Source organism: Streptomyces sp. NPDC014656 (genome assembly GCF_043084305.1).
Taxonomy (GTDB): domain Bacteria; phylum Actinomycetota; class Actinomycetes; order Streptomycetales; family Streptomycetaceae; genus Streptomyces.
Genome location: NZ_JBIBZN010000005.1, coordinates 61,330 through 77,143, shown reverse-complemented (window position 1 = coordinate 77,143; position 15,814 = coordinate 61,330). Strand labels below are relative to the sequence as shown.

Genomic DNA, 15,814 nt, shown 5'->3' with positions numbered 1-15,814 from the left:
ACGGCGGGAACGAAGAAGGTGACGCAAGTCACTTACACGAGTCACCACTGTACGGCACGGCCTCCGCGCCCGGGCGCCTCCTGCCCGCCCCGGCGCTCGGCGGCGCGGGCCGCCAGCGGGTGCGGGGCCCGGCGACGCGTGGGCATGATGAAGGCATGACCGACCGGGACGACTTCCTGACGTGGGTCAGGACCGACCTCCAGGACGCCGAGCGGGCGCTGCACGACGGGGACCCGGCGCCGCGCCGGGCGCTCTGGTCGCGCCGCGAGCCGGTGAGCGTGCTCGGGGCCTGGTACAACGCCGTCGGGCAGGAGGACGTGGACACGCTGTTCACGGCGCTCGCCCGGCGCTTCTCCGCCTGCACGGCGTACCGCATCGAGGTGGTCAGCCACGACGTCGTCGGCGACACGGCCTACACCGCGTGCTACGAGCACATCTCGACCTCGGTGGACGGGGAGGCGCGCGTCTACACGCTGCGGGCCACCCAGACGTACCGCCGGGAGGACGGCGAGTGGCGGGTGGCGCACCGGCACGGCGACCTCGTCCAGGCGTGACCCGCCGCCGTAGGATCGGCGGCGACGAGGGGGAGGTCGACGGCCGGTGGGCTGGAGCATCGAGGGCATCGTGGGCGGCACGCTGCTGGGCGGCACGGGGCTCGGCCTGATGGCGGCCGGTCTGGTGTGGAAGGGGCGCGCCACGCGGCCGTTCGCTCCCCGGCGGGCCCGCAGGATGGCCTACCGGACGTACGTCAGGGACCTGACGCGCGCGACCGACCAGGCGATCGCGGCGGCCCGCCGCGCCGCGGGCGAGGGCGAGCCGGCGATCGTCACGGTCGAGGCCGTGGAGCGCCTGCTGCGCGAGCGGTACGGGCACGAGCGCGTCGAGCGGGCGCACGCGGCGGCGGCCCTGCGCCACGGCTTCCGGCGGCACGGCTGCGCGGCGGACTGCGTGACGGACGCCTACGGCTGAACCGCCCGGCACGGCAGCGCACGGACGGCCACGGCCACAACCACGACTTCGGCTCCGGCTCCGGTCACGACCGCGGTACGGGCGTGCCCTGGTGGTAGTAGAGGCGGAGCGAGCCCTCGTGGTCGCGGCGCCAGACGGACGACCGGCGGGCGTGGCGGCCGTCGATGACGGTCTCGTAGGTGAGGTGGACGACGCCGGGGGCGAGGACCGTGCCGGCGAACTCCCCGGCTTCGACGGGCGGACCGTCCTCACCGCCGTGCAGCTCGGGCAGGGCGGCGATCATCTCCTCGTACGTCCAGCGCCGTCCCGAGGCGCCGACCTCGATGAACCCGGGGTCGAACAGGGCCTCGGCGTCCGGCCGGGACAGGCGGACGGCGGGGTCGTGGAGGCGGCGCTCGCGGGCGATCGCCTCGGTGATGTCGGGGTGCCGTTCCCTCGCCATGGCCGCCGTCACTCCCCCGTCGCGCCGTCGATGCGCTCGCGGAGCAGGTCCGCGTGGCCGTTGTGCCGGGCGTACTCCTCGATCATGTGGGCGAGGACGTAGCGGACGGAGAAGGTCTCGCCGCCGAGGCTGCCGGTCTCGTCCAGGGACTCCGCCGCGTCCACGATCGCGCGGGAGCGGGCGCACTCGGCGCGCCAGACGGCGAAGTCCGCTTCGGCGTCGGCGTGTTCGACGTCGAAGTCGGCCCATTCGGTGGAGCCGGGCGAGGTCCAGGGGCTGCGGCTCTCCTCGCCCGCCAGGACGTTGCGGAACCAGCCCCGCTCGACCTCGGCGGTGTGCCGGACCAGGCCGAGGAGGGACAGCGCGGAGGGCGCCACGGCGCGCTCCTTGAGCTGGTCGGGGGTGAGCCCGGCGCACTTGAGCATGAGCGTGTCGCGCTGGAACTGGAGCATGGCGGTGAGCGTGGCGCGCTCGTCGGCGCCGGCGCTCGGCACGGGGGTGCGGCGGTCTTCCTGGATCATGGCCGCATTCTGCCCGACTCCCCGCTCCGGGGGCGCCCGGATTTCGGCGGGCGGGCGGCGCCCCGGCGGCGGCCCCGTCGCGCCGGACGGTCTCCTCGCCCTCGGTGTCCGGGTGCGGGAGGATCCGGTCGGGCCGTCGCGGGGTCCACCGGGCGTGCCGGGCGCGCCGGTGTCCGAGGCGGTTCCGCTTCGCGGGACGGCCCCGCCGTGCCGGGGGCGTCGCGTTCACGGCCGGCCGCGTCCGGACGGGCAGGTCCCCGAGCCGGCCGGGCCGCCGTCTTCCTGCGGGTCCGCCGTTCTCCGTCCATGGTGCTCCCACCGGGCGGCGACGGCATCCCGCCGGCCGGGCGCGCGGGGCGGGGGCGGGGGTCACTCCGGCCGGGCGCACCGGGCGGGGCGGAGCCACGTCGGCCGGGCGCGCGGGCGCGGGGTGCCGTCCGGCAGGGCGCGCCGGGGCACGATCGCGGATAGTGGGGGGATGAAGCGCTATCCGCTCATCGCCGAACACGGTCTGGTGGGGGATCTGCAGACCGCCGCGCTCATCTCGGACGAGGGCGTCGTGGACTGGTTCGCGGCGCCCCGCTTCGACTCGCCGGGCGTGTTCTCCGCGCTGCTCGACCACGACCGGGGCGGCTACTTCCGGCTCTCGGTCGACGGCCCGGACGTGACGGTCAAACAGCTCTACTATCCGGACACGGCGATGCTGGTCACCCGGTTCATGTCGCCGGACGGGGTGGGCGAGCTGATGGACTGGATGCCGCCGGACCGCACCGGGCGGCCGACCGACCGGCACGCGCTGATGCGGGTGATGCGGTGCACGCGGGGCACCGTCACCTTCACGCTGGAGTGCCGGCCCCGGTTCGGTTTCGGGCGGACCCCGCACGACCTCCGGCTGGACGGCCGCACGGCGTCCTTCCGCTCGGCGGCGATGGCGGGCTTCCTCCAGTCGAACGTGCCGCTGGAGCGGGACGGGCCGCACGACGTGCGGGGCCGGCTGGAGCTGTCCGAGGGGCGGATCGCCGGGGCCTCGTTCACCGTGGACGGTCCCGAGGCCGCGCCGCCGCCGCTGCCGGACGTGGCGGAGGTGGAGGCGGCACTGTGGGACGCGGTGGACTTCTGGCAGCGATGGGTGCGCACCGCGCGGTACCGGGGGCGCTGGCCCGACATGGTGCACCGGTCGGCGATCACGCTGAAGCTGCTCACGTACCTGCCGTCGGGCGCGCCGATCGCGGCGCCGACGCTGGGGCTGCCGGAGCAGGTGGGCGGGGAGCGGAACTGGGACTACCGCTACACCTGGGTGCGGGACGGGTCGCTGGCCGTACGGGCGCTGCTCGACCTGGGCTTCGCCGAGGAGGCGGCGGCGTTCACGGACTGGCTGACGGCGCGGGTGACCGAGCGGGCGGCGGGTCCGTCGGGCGGGCGGCCCCTGCAGATCATGTACCGGGTCGACGGCGACCCGTCGCTCCCGGAGGAGGTGCTGTCGGAGTTCGAGGGGTACCGGGGTTCGGCGCCGGTGCGCGTCGGCAACGCCGCGGCGGACCAGCTCCAGCTCGACATCTTCGGCGAGGCGCTGTACGCGCTGGCGCAGGGCGGCGGGCAGGACATCCAGCCGACGTACGGGGGGTGGCGGGCGGTGTCCGGGATGCTGGACTGGCTCGCCGCGTCGTGGGACTCCCCCGACGAGGGGATCTGGGAGACCCGGGGCGGCCGCAAGGACTTCACCTTCAGCCGGGTCATGTCCTGGGTGGCCTTCGACCGGGGGCTGCGACTGGCGGAGGAGTTCGGCCGGCCCGCCGCCCTGGACACCTGGCGGGCGGCGCGGGACGAGATCTTCACGCAGGTGATGCGGCGCGGCTGGAGCGACCGGCGCGGGGCCCTGACACAGTACTTCGGCGGCGACGTGCTCGACGCCTCGCTCCTGCTGATCCCCCGGACCGGCCTGCTCAACCCGACGGACCCGATCTGGCTGAGCACCCTCGACGCGATCGAGCGGAACCTGGTCCGGGACAACCTGGTGCACCGCTACGACCCCGGGGCCGCGCCCGACGGACTGCGCGGCGCCGAGGGCACGTTCAGCCTCTGCACCTTCCTGTACGTGGACGCGCTGGCGCGCGCCGGCCGGGTCCGTCAGGCCCGGTTCGCCTTCGAGAAGATGCTGACGTACGCCAACCACGTCGGCCTGTTCGCCGAGGAGATCGGCCCGACCGGCGAACAACTGGGCAACTTCCCGCAGGCGTTCACCCACCTGTCCCTGATCATGGCGGCGACCCAGCTGGACGAGACCCTGGACGCCCTCGCGGCCCGGCCGGGGTAGGTCGCGGCCGGGCCGGCCGCGGGCACGACGGCCCCCGGGTCCGGAGGCGGGCCGTCACGATCCCCGGCCGGGCCGCCCGCCCCTCGCGGCGGGGCGGGCACCCGTCGGCGGCCCCGTCAGGACGACTTGGCGTAGTCGCCGAAGCCGACCCAGTCCAGGGCCACGCAGGGTTCGTCGCCGACGACCCAGGCGTCGTGCCCGGGGGTGACCTCCATGAAGTCGCCGGGGCCGAATTCGTCCTCCTGCCCGCCCTCGTCCATGACGACGTGGAGGCGGCCGCTGACCACGTACCCCACGTGCGACGCCTGGCAACTGTCCGTTCCCGCGAGCGGCTTGACGTGCTCGGACCACCGCCATCCGGGTTCGAACACGGCGCGCCCGACGGCGCCGCGCTCGGTGCCGAGCAGGTCCAGCCTGCCCTTGCCGCCCTCGAAGGGACGGGTCTCGTCCGCTGAGTCGAAGCTTCTTCTCACGATGCCGGTCATCGTCTCCGCCTCCCGGCGGTGCGCGGGTGCCCCGAGTCCTCTCCCAGCGTACGCCGCACCGGGCGACGGCTCTCGTTCCCGCTTCACATAAGGAACATATAAGCGCACAATGGGACTGCGGCCCTCGGGTCGCGAGCGCGGTCCGACACGCAGCACGCCAGCAAGGAGGCGAGTCACATGGCCGATGTCTCTCACCGTCCCGGTGACATCTCGGGACACCCCGACGCGACGGAGATGCGCCAGCGCTACGCGCAGATCATGCAGACCAGAGGAGTGGCGGCCGTCGAGGAACTCGTCATCCTCGCCGGCGTCTGGATCGCGATCTCCGCCCACACGGTCCACTTCGCGGCCGCCAGGCCGGAGCTGGCCCTCACCAACCTGATCGTCGGCATCGCCCTCGCGGTCCTCGGCCTGTGCGCGTCGATGGCCCCCGAGCGCTCCCAGGACCTGAACTTCGTGGTCCTGCTGCTCGGCGCCTGGACGATCCTCGCCCCGTGGATCGTCACCCGGAACCCCGACACCGGCATGATCCTCAGCAACGTCATCGCGGGCGCCTGCGTCTGCCTGTTCGCCCTCACCGCGGGCGGACTGCTGATGAGCAAGCGCAGCACGTGAGGCAACCGCCCCCATCGGTACGGCGGCGCACCCCGGAGTGCGCCGCCGTACGCGTACGCGCCGCCGCGCCCAGTGACGAAGCGGCGCGTTCCACCGCCCCGGCTTGTGCAGGATGGAGCGGGCCGCACCGCCCTGCCGCCGCCTAGCCTCGCCGCATCGAGCCACACGAGGGGCGGTACCACCGGTGAACTGGCACATCCACGACTACCGCGAGAACGATCTCGCCGCCGTCGTCCACCTGATCGACACCACGGCCGAGCTGGGACAGGAGTCCGTCTTCTCGCTCGCCGAGTGCATCGGCGCCCTCACCTCCCGGCAGCCGGCCGTCGTCGCCGTCCACCAGGGCGTCCCCATCGGCGCGGCGCTCGCCTGCGTCTCCGGGGAGCGCGCCTGGGTGATGCGGGTCGCGATCGCCTCCGGCTGGCGCGGCCGGGGCCTGGCCAGCGCCCTCCTGGTGGAGCTGGAGCGCAAGCTCGTCGCCGCCCGGGTCGGGCGGATCGCGTACGTCCTGCCGGAGGAGGAGCTGCTCGGCGAGGGGCTGCTGAACGCCGGCTACACCCGGCAGCCGGCGGTCGCGTACTTCGAGAAGACCGAGCCGCTGCACGGGCCCGCCGCCGGGCTCCTCGACGACCTCGGCGGCCGGCTGCTCCCGGGCGACCTGTGGGCGAAGGTCGCCGGCATGGAGCGGGAGAAGGACCTGATCGAGCGGCGGGTGGTGCTGCCGCTCGCCGAGCCCGAGCGGGCCACCCGGCACGGGGTCCGGCCGCCCCGGGCGATCTGCCTCTTCGGCCCGCCCGGCACCGGCAAGACGACCTTCGCCCGGGCGGTGGCCTCCCGGCTGGGCTGGCCGTTCGTGGAGATCCTGCCCTCGCGGCTGGCCGACGGCGGCAACCTCGCGGCGGCGCTGCGCACCGCCTTCGCGCGGATCGCCGAGCTGGAGCGGGTCCTCGTCTTCATCGACGAGGTGGAGGAGATCGCCCCGGTCCGCTCCGAGCCCGCGCAGCCCGGCGGGCTGCACGGGGTCACCAACGAACTCCTCAAGCTGATCCCGGGCTTCCGGGAGGGCGACGAGCGGCTGCTGGTGTGCGCGACCAACTCGGTCCGCTCGCTCGACCCGGCCTTCCTGCGGCCCGGCCGCTTCGACTACCTGATCCCGATCGGCACCCCCGACAAGGCCGCCCGGGCCGCGATCTGGTCCCGCTACACCGACGGCCGGCCCGAGGTGGACGTCGACGAACTGGTCCTCGCCAGCGACCTGTTCACCCCGGCGGACATCGAGCACGCGGCCCGGGTGGCGGCCCAGGCGTCCTTCGAGCGCGACCTCGTCGGCACCGGCGGCCGGGGCGCGGACGCCCCGGCGCCGGGCGCGCGCACCGCGGACTACCTGACGGCGATCGCCGCCGCCCGCCCGACGGTGACGCCGGAGCTGGTCGAGCGGTTCGCGGCGGACATCACGAGCCACGCCCGCACGTGACCCGTCACCCCGTGGCGGCGCCGAGGGCCGCGTCCAGCTCCGCCCGGTCCGGGGGCCGGGCGCCGGCCCGGGAGACGGTGACGGCCGCCGCGGCCCCGGCGCGGGCCAGCAGCCCGGTGAGGTCGTCGGCGCCGAGCGCGGCCAGGGCGGCCCGGTCGCGTCCGGCCAGGGCGTCGAGGACGGCCGACATGAAGGAGTCGCCCGCGCCGACCGTGTCGACGACGGCGACGGCCGGCGCCCCGGCGGCCACCGTATGCTCCCGGGTCACCGCAAGCGCCCCGTCGCCGCCCCGGGTGACCAGGACGACGGCCGGGCCGAGGGCCAGCCAGCGGGCGGCCACCGCCTCCGGCGGCTCTCCCGGGTACAGCCAGGCCAGGTCCTCGTCGCTGGCCTTCACGACGTCGGCGAGGGCGACGCACCGCTCGACCCGGGCCACGGCCGGCCCGTGCTCCCCCATCAGCGCGGGCCGCACGTTCGGGTCGTAGCTGACGGTGGCGGCGGGCCGGAGCCGTCCGGTCAGCGCGAGCACGGCGGCGGCGCCCGGCTCGGTGACGGCCGCGATCGAGCCGAGGTGGACGTGCCGGACCGGCTCCGGGGTCGCCGGCGGCTCCTCGGCGGTGAGGGTCCAGGCGATGTCGAAGGCGTACGCCGCCCGCCCCCGCCCGTCGAGGGTGACGACGGCGGACGGCGTGCGCGCGGGGGCGCCGCCGGTCGCGAGCCGCACGCCGGCGCCGGTGAGGTGGGCGGCGATGAGCCGGCCGGCGGGGTCGTCGGCGAGCTGGGTGAGCAGGGTGACGGGGCGGCCGAGGCGGGCGAGGCCGCAGGCGACGTTGGCGGGGCTGCCCCCGGGGTGGACGACGTCGGCGGCGCCCGGGCCGCGGACGATGTCGGCGACGCACTCGCCGATCACCAGGAAGGACATCGGGTCTCACAGCTCCTTGGCAGGGGTGTCCGGGAAGCCTGCCCGGCCGCCGAGGACGTCCGGGCCGACGTGACCGGGGTCGTACGCGCCGTCCCGGTCCGTCCGGTCGATGATCCCCCCTGCCGTCGGGGAGGACCCGACCGAGGGTGTCGCTATCGTGTGCGCGACGGCCCCGAGGGGGCGCGCGTCGACTGCTCGCGGGTGCGGGGAAGGCGGACGGGGTGGAGAGGGTCGGTACGGACGAGGGGCTCGACGTCCTCGGCTTCGACGGCGGCGGCGAGCTGGAGTCGTGGCTCGCGGAGCACCACGGCGACACCCCGGGCATCTGGCTGCTGCTCGGCCGCAAGGGCGGCGGCCTGCCCTCGCCGACGGCCGAGGACATCCTCGACCTGACGCTGGCCTACGGCTGGATCACCGGCAAGCGCAAGGCCCGCGACGAGCGCTCCTACCTCCAGAAGATCACCCCGCGCCGGCCGCGCAGCCTGTGGTCGCAGGTCAACGTGCGGCAGGTCGAGCGGCTGCTCGCGGACGGCCGGATGCGCGAGCCGGGGCTCGCGGAGGTGCGGGCGGCGCGGGCCGACGGGCGGTGGGAGGCCGCGTACCCCTCCCAGAAGGACGCCACGGTCCCGGACGACCTGGCGGCCGCCCTCGCCGCCCGGCCGGAGGCGGCCCGCGCCTTCGAGGCGCTGGGGAAGACGGACCGCTACCTGGTGATCCTCTCCCTGTGGCAGGCCCGGACGGCGAAGACCCGCGCGGCCCGCGTCGAGCGGGCGGTGGCCCGGCTGGCCGGGGGCGGCGCGTAGGGAGGGGTCAGGCGCGGCGGCGGTAGAGCACCTGGCGGGCGTCCCACTCCTCGAAGGAGCCGGCGTGCTCCAGGCCGACGGCCTCCAGGAGGCGGCGGGAGCGCGCGTTGGCCTCCTGGGTGACGGCGACGACGCTCGGGGCCGCCTCCAGGGCCCGGGCCACGGCGGCGGCCACGGCCTCGCGGGCGTATCCGCTCCCCCAGTGCTCGGGCAGGAACTGGTACGACACCTCCGTCTCGCCCCCGCGCCCGGCCGGCTCGACGGTGACGAGGCCGAGCACCACGCCGTCCTCGGCGCGGACCACGGCGTGGAAGCCGGGCGCGCCGACGATCCGCCGCTGCCGGATCCGGACGACGGAGGCGATGACCGGCCCGCCGAGGTGGCGCCGCACCTCGGGGTCGGTCCAGAGCCGGGTCACGGCGGGCAGGTCCGCGCTCCGCACGGGCCGCAGCTCCAGCCGCTCGGTGCGCAGCGCGGCCCCGGGGTGCCGGGGCGGTGAGACGGTCATGGGTCGGATCATCGCAGGACGGGGGCGGGTCAGCCGCCGGAGGGCCCGGCCGGCGGTCCGGCGGCACGGCTGCGGACGAGCGGGAGGCGGACCTCGTCGGGCGCGCTGGGCACGCCCCGTACGACGAACTCGTTGCGCAGCGGGACGACGGCGACGGTCGCCGCCCGGGGGTGCGGCGCCTCCGGGGCGGCCTCGCCGCGGGCGACCGCCCGGCCGGGGCCGGTGAGCCAGGGCGCGGCGGCGTCGTCGCCGGACTGCTCCTGGAGCGGGGCGAGGAACTCGGCGGACCTCGACCTCGCGAGCCACGGAGTCGTGAAGGTCTACGAGGACCGCGGGGGCACCCGCTATCCGGGGCTGCCGTGGGAGCCGAAGGCAGCCTTCGACGCGGTCGCGGAGTACCACCGGGCGCGCTGAACGCCCGGCGGCCCCGTCACCCCTCCAGCGGTCCGCCCTCCAGCAGTCCGCGGACGGCGTCCCAGCCGGCGTCCATCGGGGCGACGGCCTCCCGCGCCGTCGCCACGTCCTTGTAGCCGCTGGAGGTGACCACGCAGACGACGGGGCCCTCCTCGGCCGCCGGATCCGGCCCGTGGGCCCGCAGTCCGGCGAGCCCCGCGGCGGCGGACGTCTCGCACCAGACGCCCTGCGCCGCCAACTCCTCCCGGGCCGACCGAAGCTGATCCTCCGTCACCGTACGGGCGGCACCGCCGGTGCGGCGGACGGCCAGCACTCCCCGGTAGCCGTTCACCTCGCAGTCGATGGCGTACGCGGCGGTCGGGCCGACGGGCACGCGGACGGCCGGACGGCCGGTCCGCAGCGCCTCGGTGAGGGCACCGGCGGCGGCCGGCTCGGCGCCGTACATCCGGGGCAGTCCGCCGGTCACCCCCAGCCGGGCCAGCTCCGCGAAACCCTTGGCGACCCCGAACAGCAACTCGCCGTAGCCGGTGGGAACGTGGACGGCGGCCGGGGCCCGCCCGAGCGCGAGGGCGATCTCGTAGGCGATCGTCTTGTAGCCCTCCGGGCCGAACGGGTGCCCCGTGTGCGCGGAGTCCGTGACGCTGCTGACCGACTGGAAGCCCAGCTCTTCGACGATCCGCCGCATCAGGGGCCGTACCGAGGCGAGGGGGACGGTCAGCACCGTCGCGCCGTAGGCCCGCAGGTGGGAGGCGACGGCGGGCGGCGCGTGCGGGGAGGTGAACACGGCGCACGGCAGTCCCGCCCGGGCCGCGTACGCGGCGGCGGCCGCGCCGTGGTTGCCGGACGAGGACACGACGACGCCGCGCGCCCCCGAGGCGACGGCCGCGCTCACCGCCACCCGGTTCAGCCGGTCCTTGTGGCTCCACGTCGGATTGCGCGACTCGTCCTTCACCCACACCCCGCCGCCCAGTTCCACCAGCGGCGTGTTCCCCTCCCCCAGCCCCGGCGCGGCCAGCGGCGGCAGCAACGGCGCCCACCGCTCCAGGCCGTGCGCGGCGGGCCGGCCGAAGAGGTCCGCCGGCACCGCGTCGTAGTCGTAGTCGACCTCCAGCGGATACGCGACCTCCTCCGTGGACGTCACCGGGCACCCGGCGGTCAGCGGAGGCCAGAGCGGATGCCGGACGGACGGATCGGCGAGCGACCGCTGCGCGCGGGCGAGGGACGTCACGAGGAACCCTTCTGCTGGTACGGCCCCGGGCCTGCCGGATCAGCGGGAGTGCATCCGGCGGCGCAGGGCCTCCAGGGCGCCGGGGCGGCGGCCCGGGACCCGGCGGCGCAGCGCCACGAGGGTGGGGCCGAGGGCGCGGGCGCGGGCCGGATCGGCGATCTGCTCCCACTGGTGGTGCGCCCGGTCCACCGCGCCCTCGACATCCCGGTCGTCCGGCTGCTGGCGCAGTCCGAGGCGCGCCTCGGCGACCGCGAGCCACAGCTCGCAACTGCGGGCCGGCTCCCCCGCCAGCCGCGCGAGGTCCGCCCGCACCTCCATCCAGTGCACCGCCTCCCCCGACCGCGGCCCGAACCGCCGCAGCGCGTCCCGCTCCCACGCGGCCGCCATCTCCGCCGCCTCGGCGTGCCGCCCCGCCATCGCGGCCGACAGGATCGCCGGATGCGGATCGTGCGCGGGCGGCTCGGCGGGCGCCACGGGCGCCGCCGGCGCCACCGCGCCGTAACCCGCCGCCCGGCGCGGGTCGACGGCCGCCGGCGCCCGACCGGCCGAGCCGTTCGCCCCGCTCCCCCCGGCGGTACGAGGCCGGGCCCCGGGCTCCGCGAGCGGCGCGGGCACGGGGGGCGCGGCGGGCGGACCGGGCGGACCGGGCGGCAGCGGCGGTACGGGCGGGGCCGCCACGCGCCCCGCCCGCACCTCCGCCTCCGCCTCCTTCACCTTCGTCTCTTTCGCCTCCGTCTCTTTCGCCTCCGCCGTGGCCTTCGACGGGACCGGCTTCATCGTTCCGGGGCCCTCTTCGCCCCCGGCGGGCGCGAAGCCGGCCGGCAGGGCCGGAACAGCGGCGGAAACCGGGGCCGACGCCGGAGCCGGGACCCGGGCAGGCTTGGAGAACGAGACCGGAGCCGGGACCTGAGCCGAGGCCGGGACGGGTACCGGAGCCGGGACGGGTACCGGCGCCTGGGGCGGAGCCGGAGCGGGGACGGGTCCGGGGGCGGGGACCTGGGCCGGCGCCGGGACGGGGGCGGGGGCCGGGGCCTCCGGCGCGGGAGCGGAAGGCGTCGGCGCGGGGGCCTGCACCGGCCTCGCGGGCTCCTGGTCGCCCACCACCAGGAACAGGGGCCGGGACCGGGTCTGGGGCGGGGACTGGGTGCGGGCGGCCGCTTCCGCGTGGAGCGCGGCGAAGGAGGGGCGGGCGCCGGTGCGCCACTGGTCGGCCCACGCCCGGAGGTAGTCGGGGGCCACCAGGTCGCCGCGGCGCGGGGGCGCGGTGATCCGGGCGTAGAGGGCGGGGGCGGGGGCGAGGCGGAGGAGGTCGGGGGCGGCGGCCAGGCGGGCCCACGCCTCCGGGTCGGCGACCAGGTCCGCGACCACCGTCGTCGTGCCGGGCGGCCGGGACGCCGCCGCCTCCGCGAGCCAGTGCCAGGGCAGGGCCGTGTAGCGGAGGGCCGCCGAGGTGCTGCGGGCGAGGGCGAGGTGCGGCAGCTGCTGGCGGCGGTCCAGGTGGAGCTGGCCCGCGAGGTAGAGGACCAGCGGGCCGGGGCCCTGCGCGGCGGCGCGCAGCCGGGTGAGGACGGTCTGCGGGTCGACGGGGTCGGCGAGTTCGACGAGCGTCGCGGTCGCCGTGCCGGTGAGGACGCCGGGCGGGACCGCCGCGAGCGAGGGCAGCACGGAGGCCGCGTCCATCGCGCGGCCGCGCCCCGCGGGCGCCGCCGCGAGCAGCACGGCCGTGCCCGCCGCCGGGCCCGAAGTCACCGCCGCCGCCCCCGTGTCCGTGCCCACCGTGCCGGCCGTACCGTTCAGCTCGTCGCTCACCACACGTGCACCGTAACCCGTTGTGTCGCGGCCGATGACGGCCGGGCCTCAGGCATATGCCAGAAGCACCACCGGATCGAGTGTTGCCAAATCCCTTACGGCCGCTCGGACCCTGTGCCACAGTCGTCTCCAGGCCCCGTTCCGACACGGGCCGCGCCGCGCCTGTATCGGAGTACGACATGCCGTCCCCTCTGTTCGCGGACCGTCCCGCCCAGCCCCCCGAGGCTGGTGCGGTGGACGCGCTGATCTCGCAGGCGAGCCGCCTGCGCGGTGAGGTCGACGCCGTCCGCCGGGACGCCGCTGCCCATGACGACGATCCGCGGCGGCGCTGGCAGCGCGCGCTCTGCGACCTGGCGGTACATCAGATCGACGAGCTGCGAGCACAGTTCGGGCAGCTCCGCGACGGAGCCCCGGCGGTGACGCTGCCCGCCCGGCGGGATCCCGCGGGCCAGGACATCGCGCGCGAGGACGCCGCGCCCGAGGAGGACGGGACCGTCTTCGACGGGTCGTTCACCAGTGATGCCGGCGCCGCCTACGGCGAGGCCCCGGTCCGCACCGGTTCGCTCCTCACCCGCGTCGGCAGCGCCGAGTGGAACCTGCTCACCGACGAGGTGAGCTGGTCCGAGGAGCTGTTCCAGATCTTCGGCCGCTCGCGCGAGCGGGGGCCCATGTCGCTCGACGAGATGCCGACCGTGGTCCACTCCGAGGACCAGCCCCGGCTCCAGGCGATGGTGACGGACTGCCTGATCGACGGGAAGCCGATCGACGGCGAGTTCCGGATCGTCCGCACGGACGCCAAGGTCCGCACCGTGCACATGACCGGCGAGCCGGTGCTCGACGCCGACGGCTGCACGGCCTCCATGTGGGCCGTCCTGAGGGACGTCAGCGAACTGCGCCGCAGCGAGCGGGCCGTCCGCGAGAGCCGGGACCGCCTGGAGCACAGCCGCCAGGTCGAGCGCACCGAGCGCCGGGTCGCCGTCGAGCTCCAGGAGGCGGTCCTGCCCCCCTGGCGCGGCTCGCTCCGCTTCGCCCACGGCGGTCCCGCCCCGCTCGACGTCGCCGGACACTACTTCCCGGCCGCCTCCACCGGCCTGATCGGCGGCGACTGGTACGACGCGCTCGCGCTGCCCGCCGGCGACGCCCTGCTCACCGTCGGCGACCTCACCGGCCACGGCGTGGCGGCGACGTCGTCGATGGCGATGCTGCTCGGCGCGCTGCGCGGCATGGCCGTGGCCGGCATCCGGCCCGGCGCCCTCATGGGCCACCTCAACCAGCTCCTGGAGAGCTCCGGCCAGCCCGCGCTCGGCAGCGCGATGTGCTGCCGCTACGACCCGGTGGCGCAGACGCTCACCTGGGCGCAGGCCGGCCACCCCGCCCCGCTGCTCTTCCGCGGCGGGACGGGCCGCCCGCTGCGCCGTCCGGAGGGCGTGCTCCTCGGGGCGACGCCGAGGATCGCGTACGAGGAGACCGAGACCCGGCTCCTCCCGGGCGACGTCCTGGTGCTGCACACCGACGGGCTGACCCGGCCGGCGGGCGCCCTCGACGACGAGACCGGACTCGCCCGGCTGCTCGCCCTCGCGCCCCGTCTGGCGGAGGCCCGGGACGCGCAGGAGTGCCTGCGCTCCGTCCTGGAGGAGTTCGGCGAGGAAGCGCGCGAGGACGACGCCTGCCTGATGGTCGTCCGCGTCGGCTCCTGAACCGGCGCACCCTCCCGGGGTGGGGTACGCCCCTGGGGCCGTGCCGGTTCCCCGGGCCGCCCGGCGGCTCCGTTCCCACGGCGCGGGACCTCGCGCCCCGCGCTCAGGCCTGCCCCGTCCTCGGGGCCTCCGGGGACCGGGGCAGCTCGACCTCCAGCTCGGCGCGCAGGTCCTCGATCTTCGAGTAGCCCGCGTACTGGCCGGTGAGCCGGTACATCTCGCGCAGCCGGTGCCAGGTGCGGTGCGAGGAGGTCTCGCCCATGGAGATGAGGGCGAGCCGGGCGTAGCGGTCGGCCTGTTCGGGGTCGTCGGCGATGAAGCAGGCCGAGGCCATCGAGATGCGGTCGAAGAGCTTCGAGCGGTCGTGCCCGTCGCGCCGCAGGTCCAGGGCGAGCTTCGCGTGGTGCTGGGCCGTGACCGCCGCCGCCGGGTCGTGGTCGGCGAGGGTGCGGTAGGCGAGGGCCTGCATGCCGTGCATGTCGGCCTCGTCGAAGCTCTGCATCCAGTTCGGCGTCTCCTCGTTCCGGTCGGAGACGAAGAGGTCCTCGGCCTCGCCCAGGGTGCGGCGCATCGCCTGCCCCCGGCCCATCGACGCCTGCGCCCACGCCTCGATGGTGTGGAACATCGCCTGGGTGCGCGGCAGCAGCCGTTCTCCCGCACCGGACTTGGCGAGCTCCATCAGGTCGAGGGCGTCGTCGGGACGGCCCAGGTGAACCATCTGGCGGGCGGCGCGGGAGAGCGCCTCGCCGGCGCGCGGCCGGTCGCCGCTCTCGCGGGCCGCGTGGGCGGCGATGAGGAAGTAGCGCTGCGCGGTGGGTTCGAGGCCCACGTCGTGGGACATCCAGCCGGCCAGGACGGCGAGGTTGGCGGCGACGTCCCACAGCCGGCGCTGGAGGTGGTCGGCGTGGCGGTAGGCGAGCATGCCGCCGACCTCGTTGAGCTGGCCCACCACCGCCTTGCGCTGGAGGCCGCCGCCCCGGGAGGCGTCCCAGGCACGGAAGATCTTGACCGACTGCTCCAGCGCCTCGATCTCCTCCGAGCCGATGGGGGCGGCCTCGTAGCGGTCGAAGCCGGCGGGATCGGCGTGGTACGGATCGGTGGCGCGGGGCGCCGCGGCGGGGCGGGAGGGCTCGGTCCTGAGCCAGTCGTTCAGGGAGCTGTTGAGTGCGGAGCCGGCGGTGAGCGCGATGCCCGCGCCCATCAGGCCGCGTCGGTTGAGCATGAGGTCCATTCCCGTGAATTCGGTGAGGACCGCAGCCGTACGGTCGGGAGCCCAGGGCATTCCGTCAGGGTTCTCGTCCTTGTTCCTGACGGCCTGCCGCGTTCCGGCACGCCCGCGTCGCACGAACCCGAGGTCCTCGATGGTCACGACACGACCGAGTCGCTCGGTGAACAGGGCTGCCAGCACCCGGGGAACGGGATCGCGCGGGGTCTCTCCCCTGTCGATCCAGCGCCGCACCCGCGAGGTGTCGGTCGACAACTGGGGGTGGCCCATGGCCGCCGCCTGCCGGTTGACCAGTCTCGCGAGTTCGCCCTTGGACCAGCCGGCGAGGCCGAAGAGGTCCGCCAGGCGGGTGTTGGTCTGTCCTGTCACGTCTAAGCCCCCAGGTTCT

16 protein-coding genes are annotated in these 15,814 nt (G+C 76.0%); 8 read left to right on the top strand and 8 right to left on the bottom strand.

The features are described from left to right. The first annotated feature begins 155 nt into the window (after window positions 1-155). Both ACF1ED_RS13780 and ACF1ED_RS13775 read left to right on the top strand, forming a co-directional pair. Window positions 156-554, top strand: a complete 399-nt coding sequence (locus tag ACF1ED_RS13780) for a nuclear transport factor 2 family protein (protein ID WP_391759895.1) — start codon at window positions 156-158, stop codon at window positions 552-554. A 46-nt stretch (window positions 555-600) separates the two neighbouring features. Continuing rightward, window positions 601-969, top strand: a complete 369-nt coding sequence (locus ACF1ED_RS13775; protein WP_391759893.1) for a hypothetical protein — start codon at window positions 601-603, stop codon at window positions 967-969. 64 nt (window positions 970-1,033) lie between these two features. On the opposite strand, the gene ACF1ED_RS13770 is transcribed toward ACF1ED_RS13775, so the two are convergent. Continuing rightward, window positions 1,034-1,411, bottom strand: a complete 378-nt coding sequence (locus ACF1ED_RS13770) for a DUF4440 domain-containing protein (protein ID WP_391759891.1) — start codon at window positions 1,409-1,411, stop codon at window positions 1,034-1,036. An 8-nt stretch (window positions 1,412-1,419) separates the two neighbouring features. Next, window positions 1,420-1,932: a DinB family protein gene (locus ACF1ED_RS13765; RefSeq protein ID WP_391759889.1), complete on the bottom strand. Its 513-nt coding sequence runs from the start codon at window positions 1,930-1,932 to the stop codon at window positions 1,420-1,422. Window positions 1,933-2,410: 478 nt separating this feature from the next. Between ACF1ED_RS13765 and ACF1ED_RS13760 the strand changes: the two genes are divergently transcribed. Further along, window positions 2,411-4,246, top strand: coding sequence for a glycoside hydrolase family 15 protein (locus tag ACF1ED_RS13760; RefSeq protein ID WP_391759888.1), 1,836 nt, complete (start codon window positions 2,411-2,413; stop codon window positions 4,244-4,246). Between the two features lie 116 nt (window positions 4,247-4,362). On the opposite strand, the gene ACF1ED_RS13755 is transcribed toward ACF1ED_RS13760, so the two are convergent. Then, entirely contained in the window at window positions 4,363-4,731 is a 369-nt protein-coding gene (locus ACF1ED_RS13755; RefSeq protein WP_391759886.1) for a cupin domain-containing protein, read from the bottom strand. A 177-nt stretch (window positions 4,732-4,908) separates the two neighbouring features. On the opposite strand from ACF1ED_RS13755, the gene ACF1ED_RS13750 reads away from it, so the two are divergent. Then, complete coding sequence (locus ACF1ED_RS13750; protein ID WP_391759884.1) at window positions 4,909-5,346, top strand: SPW repeat protein; 438 nt, start codon at window positions 4,909-4,911, stop codon at window positions 5,344-5,346. A gap of 184 nt (window positions 5,347-5,530) precedes the next feature. Further along, a complete protein-coding gene (locus tag ACF1ED_RS13745) occupies window positions 5,531-6,820 on the top strand; it encodes an ATP-binding protein (protein WP_391759882.1) in 1,290 nt (429 codons plus the stop codon). Between the two features lie 4 nt (window positions 6,821-6,824). On the opposite strand, the gene ACF1ED_RS13740 is transcribed toward ACF1ED_RS13745, so the two are convergent. Further along, window positions 6,825-7,742, bottom strand: a complete 918-nt coding sequence (locus ACF1ED_RS13740) for a carbohydrate kinase (RefSeq protein ID WP_391759880.1) — start codon at window positions 7,740-7,742, stop codon at window positions 6,825-6,827. A 221-nt stretch (window positions 7,743-7,963) separates the two neighbouring features. Between ACF1ED_RS13740 and ACF1ED_RS13735 the strand changes: the two genes are divergently transcribed. Next, window positions 7,964-8,545: a YdeI family protein gene (locus ACF1ED_RS13735; protein ID WP_391759878.1), complete on the top strand. Its 582-nt coding sequence runs from the start codon at window positions 7,964-7,966 to the stop codon at window positions 8,543-8,545. 7 nt (window positions 8,546-8,552) lie between these two features. On the opposite strand, the gene ACF1ED_RS13730 is transcribed toward ACF1ED_RS13735, so the two are convergent. Continuing rightward, window positions 8,553-9,053, bottom strand: coding sequence for a GNAT family N-acetyltransferase (locus ACF1ED_RS13730; RefSeq protein ID WP_391759876.1), 501 nt, complete (start codon window positions 9,051-9,053; stop codon window positions 8,553-8,555). Between the two features lie 132 nt (window positions 9,054-9,185). On the opposite strand from ACF1ED_RS13730, the gene ACF1ED_RS13725 reads away from it, so the two are divergent. Continuing rightward, complete coding sequence (locus ACF1ED_RS13725; protein ID WP_391760750.1) at window positions 9,186-9,467, top strand: hypothetical protein; 282 nt, start codon at window positions 9,186-9,188, stop codon at window positions 9,465-9,467. A 16-nt stretch (window positions 9,468-9,483) separates the two neighbouring features. On the opposite strand, the gene ACF1ED_RS13720 is transcribed toward ACF1ED_RS13725, so the two are convergent. Together ACF1ED_RS13720 and ACF1ED_RS13715 are read right to left on the bottom strand one after the other, a co-directional pair. After that, window positions 9,484-10,695, bottom strand: a complete 1,212-nt coding sequence (locus ACF1ED_RS13720; protein WP_391759874.1) for a pyridoxal-phosphate dependent enzyme — start codon at window positions 10,693-10,695, stop codon at window positions 9,484-9,486. 39 nt (window positions 10,696-10,734) lie between these two features. Next, entirely contained in the window at window positions 10,735-12,504 is a 1,770-nt protein-coding gene (locus ACF1ED_RS13715; RefSeq protein WP_391759872.1) for a hypothetical protein, read from the bottom strand. Window positions 12,505-12,683: 179 nt separating this feature from the next. On the opposite strand from ACF1ED_RS13715, the gene ACF1ED_RS13710 reads away from it, so the two are divergent. Then, window positions 12,684-14,201 carry a PP2C family protein-serine/threonine phosphatase gene (locus tag ACF1ED_RS13710; RefSeq protein ID WP_391759870.1) on the top strand — a complete coding sequence of 506 codons (1,518 nt, stop codon included), beginning with the start codon at window positions 12,684-12,686 and terminating at the stop codon, window positions 14,199-14,201. 103 nt (window positions 14,202-14,304) lie between these two features. On the opposite strand, the gene ACF1ED_RS13705 is transcribed toward ACF1ED_RS13710, so the two are convergent. Next, window positions 14,305-15,795 carry a hypothetical protein gene (locus ACF1ED_RS13705; protein ID WP_391759868.1) on the bottom strand — a complete coding sequence of 497 codons (1,491 nt, stop codon included), beginning with the start codon at window positions 15,793-15,795 and terminating at the stop codon, window positions 14,305-14,307. Between the last annotated feature and the right edge of the window lie 19 nt (window positions 15,796-15,814).

Excerpts from the sequence above, each read along its gene's own strand:
- ACF1ED_RS13780 (WP_391759895.1), top strand. The coding sequence starts at position 156 with ATGACCGACCGGGACGACTTCCTGACGTGGGTCAGGACCGACCTCCAG.
- ACF1ED_RS13770 (WP_391759891.1), bottom strand. The coding sequence starts at position 1,411 with ATGGCGAGGGAACGGCACCCCGACATCACCGAGGCGATCGCCCGCGAG.
- ACF1ED_RS13765 (WP_391759889.1), bottom strand. The coding sequence starts at position 1,932 with ATGATCCAGGAAGACCGCCGCACCCCCGTGCCGAGCGCCGGCGCCGAC.
- ACF1ED_RS13760 (WP_391759888.1), top strand. The coding sequence starts at position 2,411 with ATGAAGCGCTATCCGCTCATCGCCGAACACGGTCTGGTGGGGGATCTG.
- ACF1ED_RS13755 (WP_391759886.1), bottom strand. The coding sequence starts at position 4,731 with ATGACCGGCATCGTGAGAAGAAGCTTCGACTCAGCGGACGAGACCCGT.
- ACF1ED_RS13750 (WP_391759884.1), top strand. The coding sequence starts at position 4,909 with ATGGCCGATGTCTCTCACCGTCCCGGTGACATCTCGGGACACCCCGAC.
- ACF1ED_RS13740 (WP_391759880.1), bottom strand. The coding sequence starts at position 7,742 with ATGTCCTTCCTGGTGATCGGCGAGTGCGTCGCCGACATCGTCCGCGGC.
- ACF1ED_RS13730 (WP_391759876.1), bottom strand. The coding sequence starts at position 9,053 with ATGACCGTCTCACCGCCCCGGCACCCCGGGGCCGCGCTGCGCACCGAG.
- ACF1ED_RS13710 (WP_391759870.1), top strand. The coding sequence starts at position 12,684 with ATGCCGTCCCCTCTGTTCGCGGACCGTCCCGCCCAGCCCCCCGAGGCT.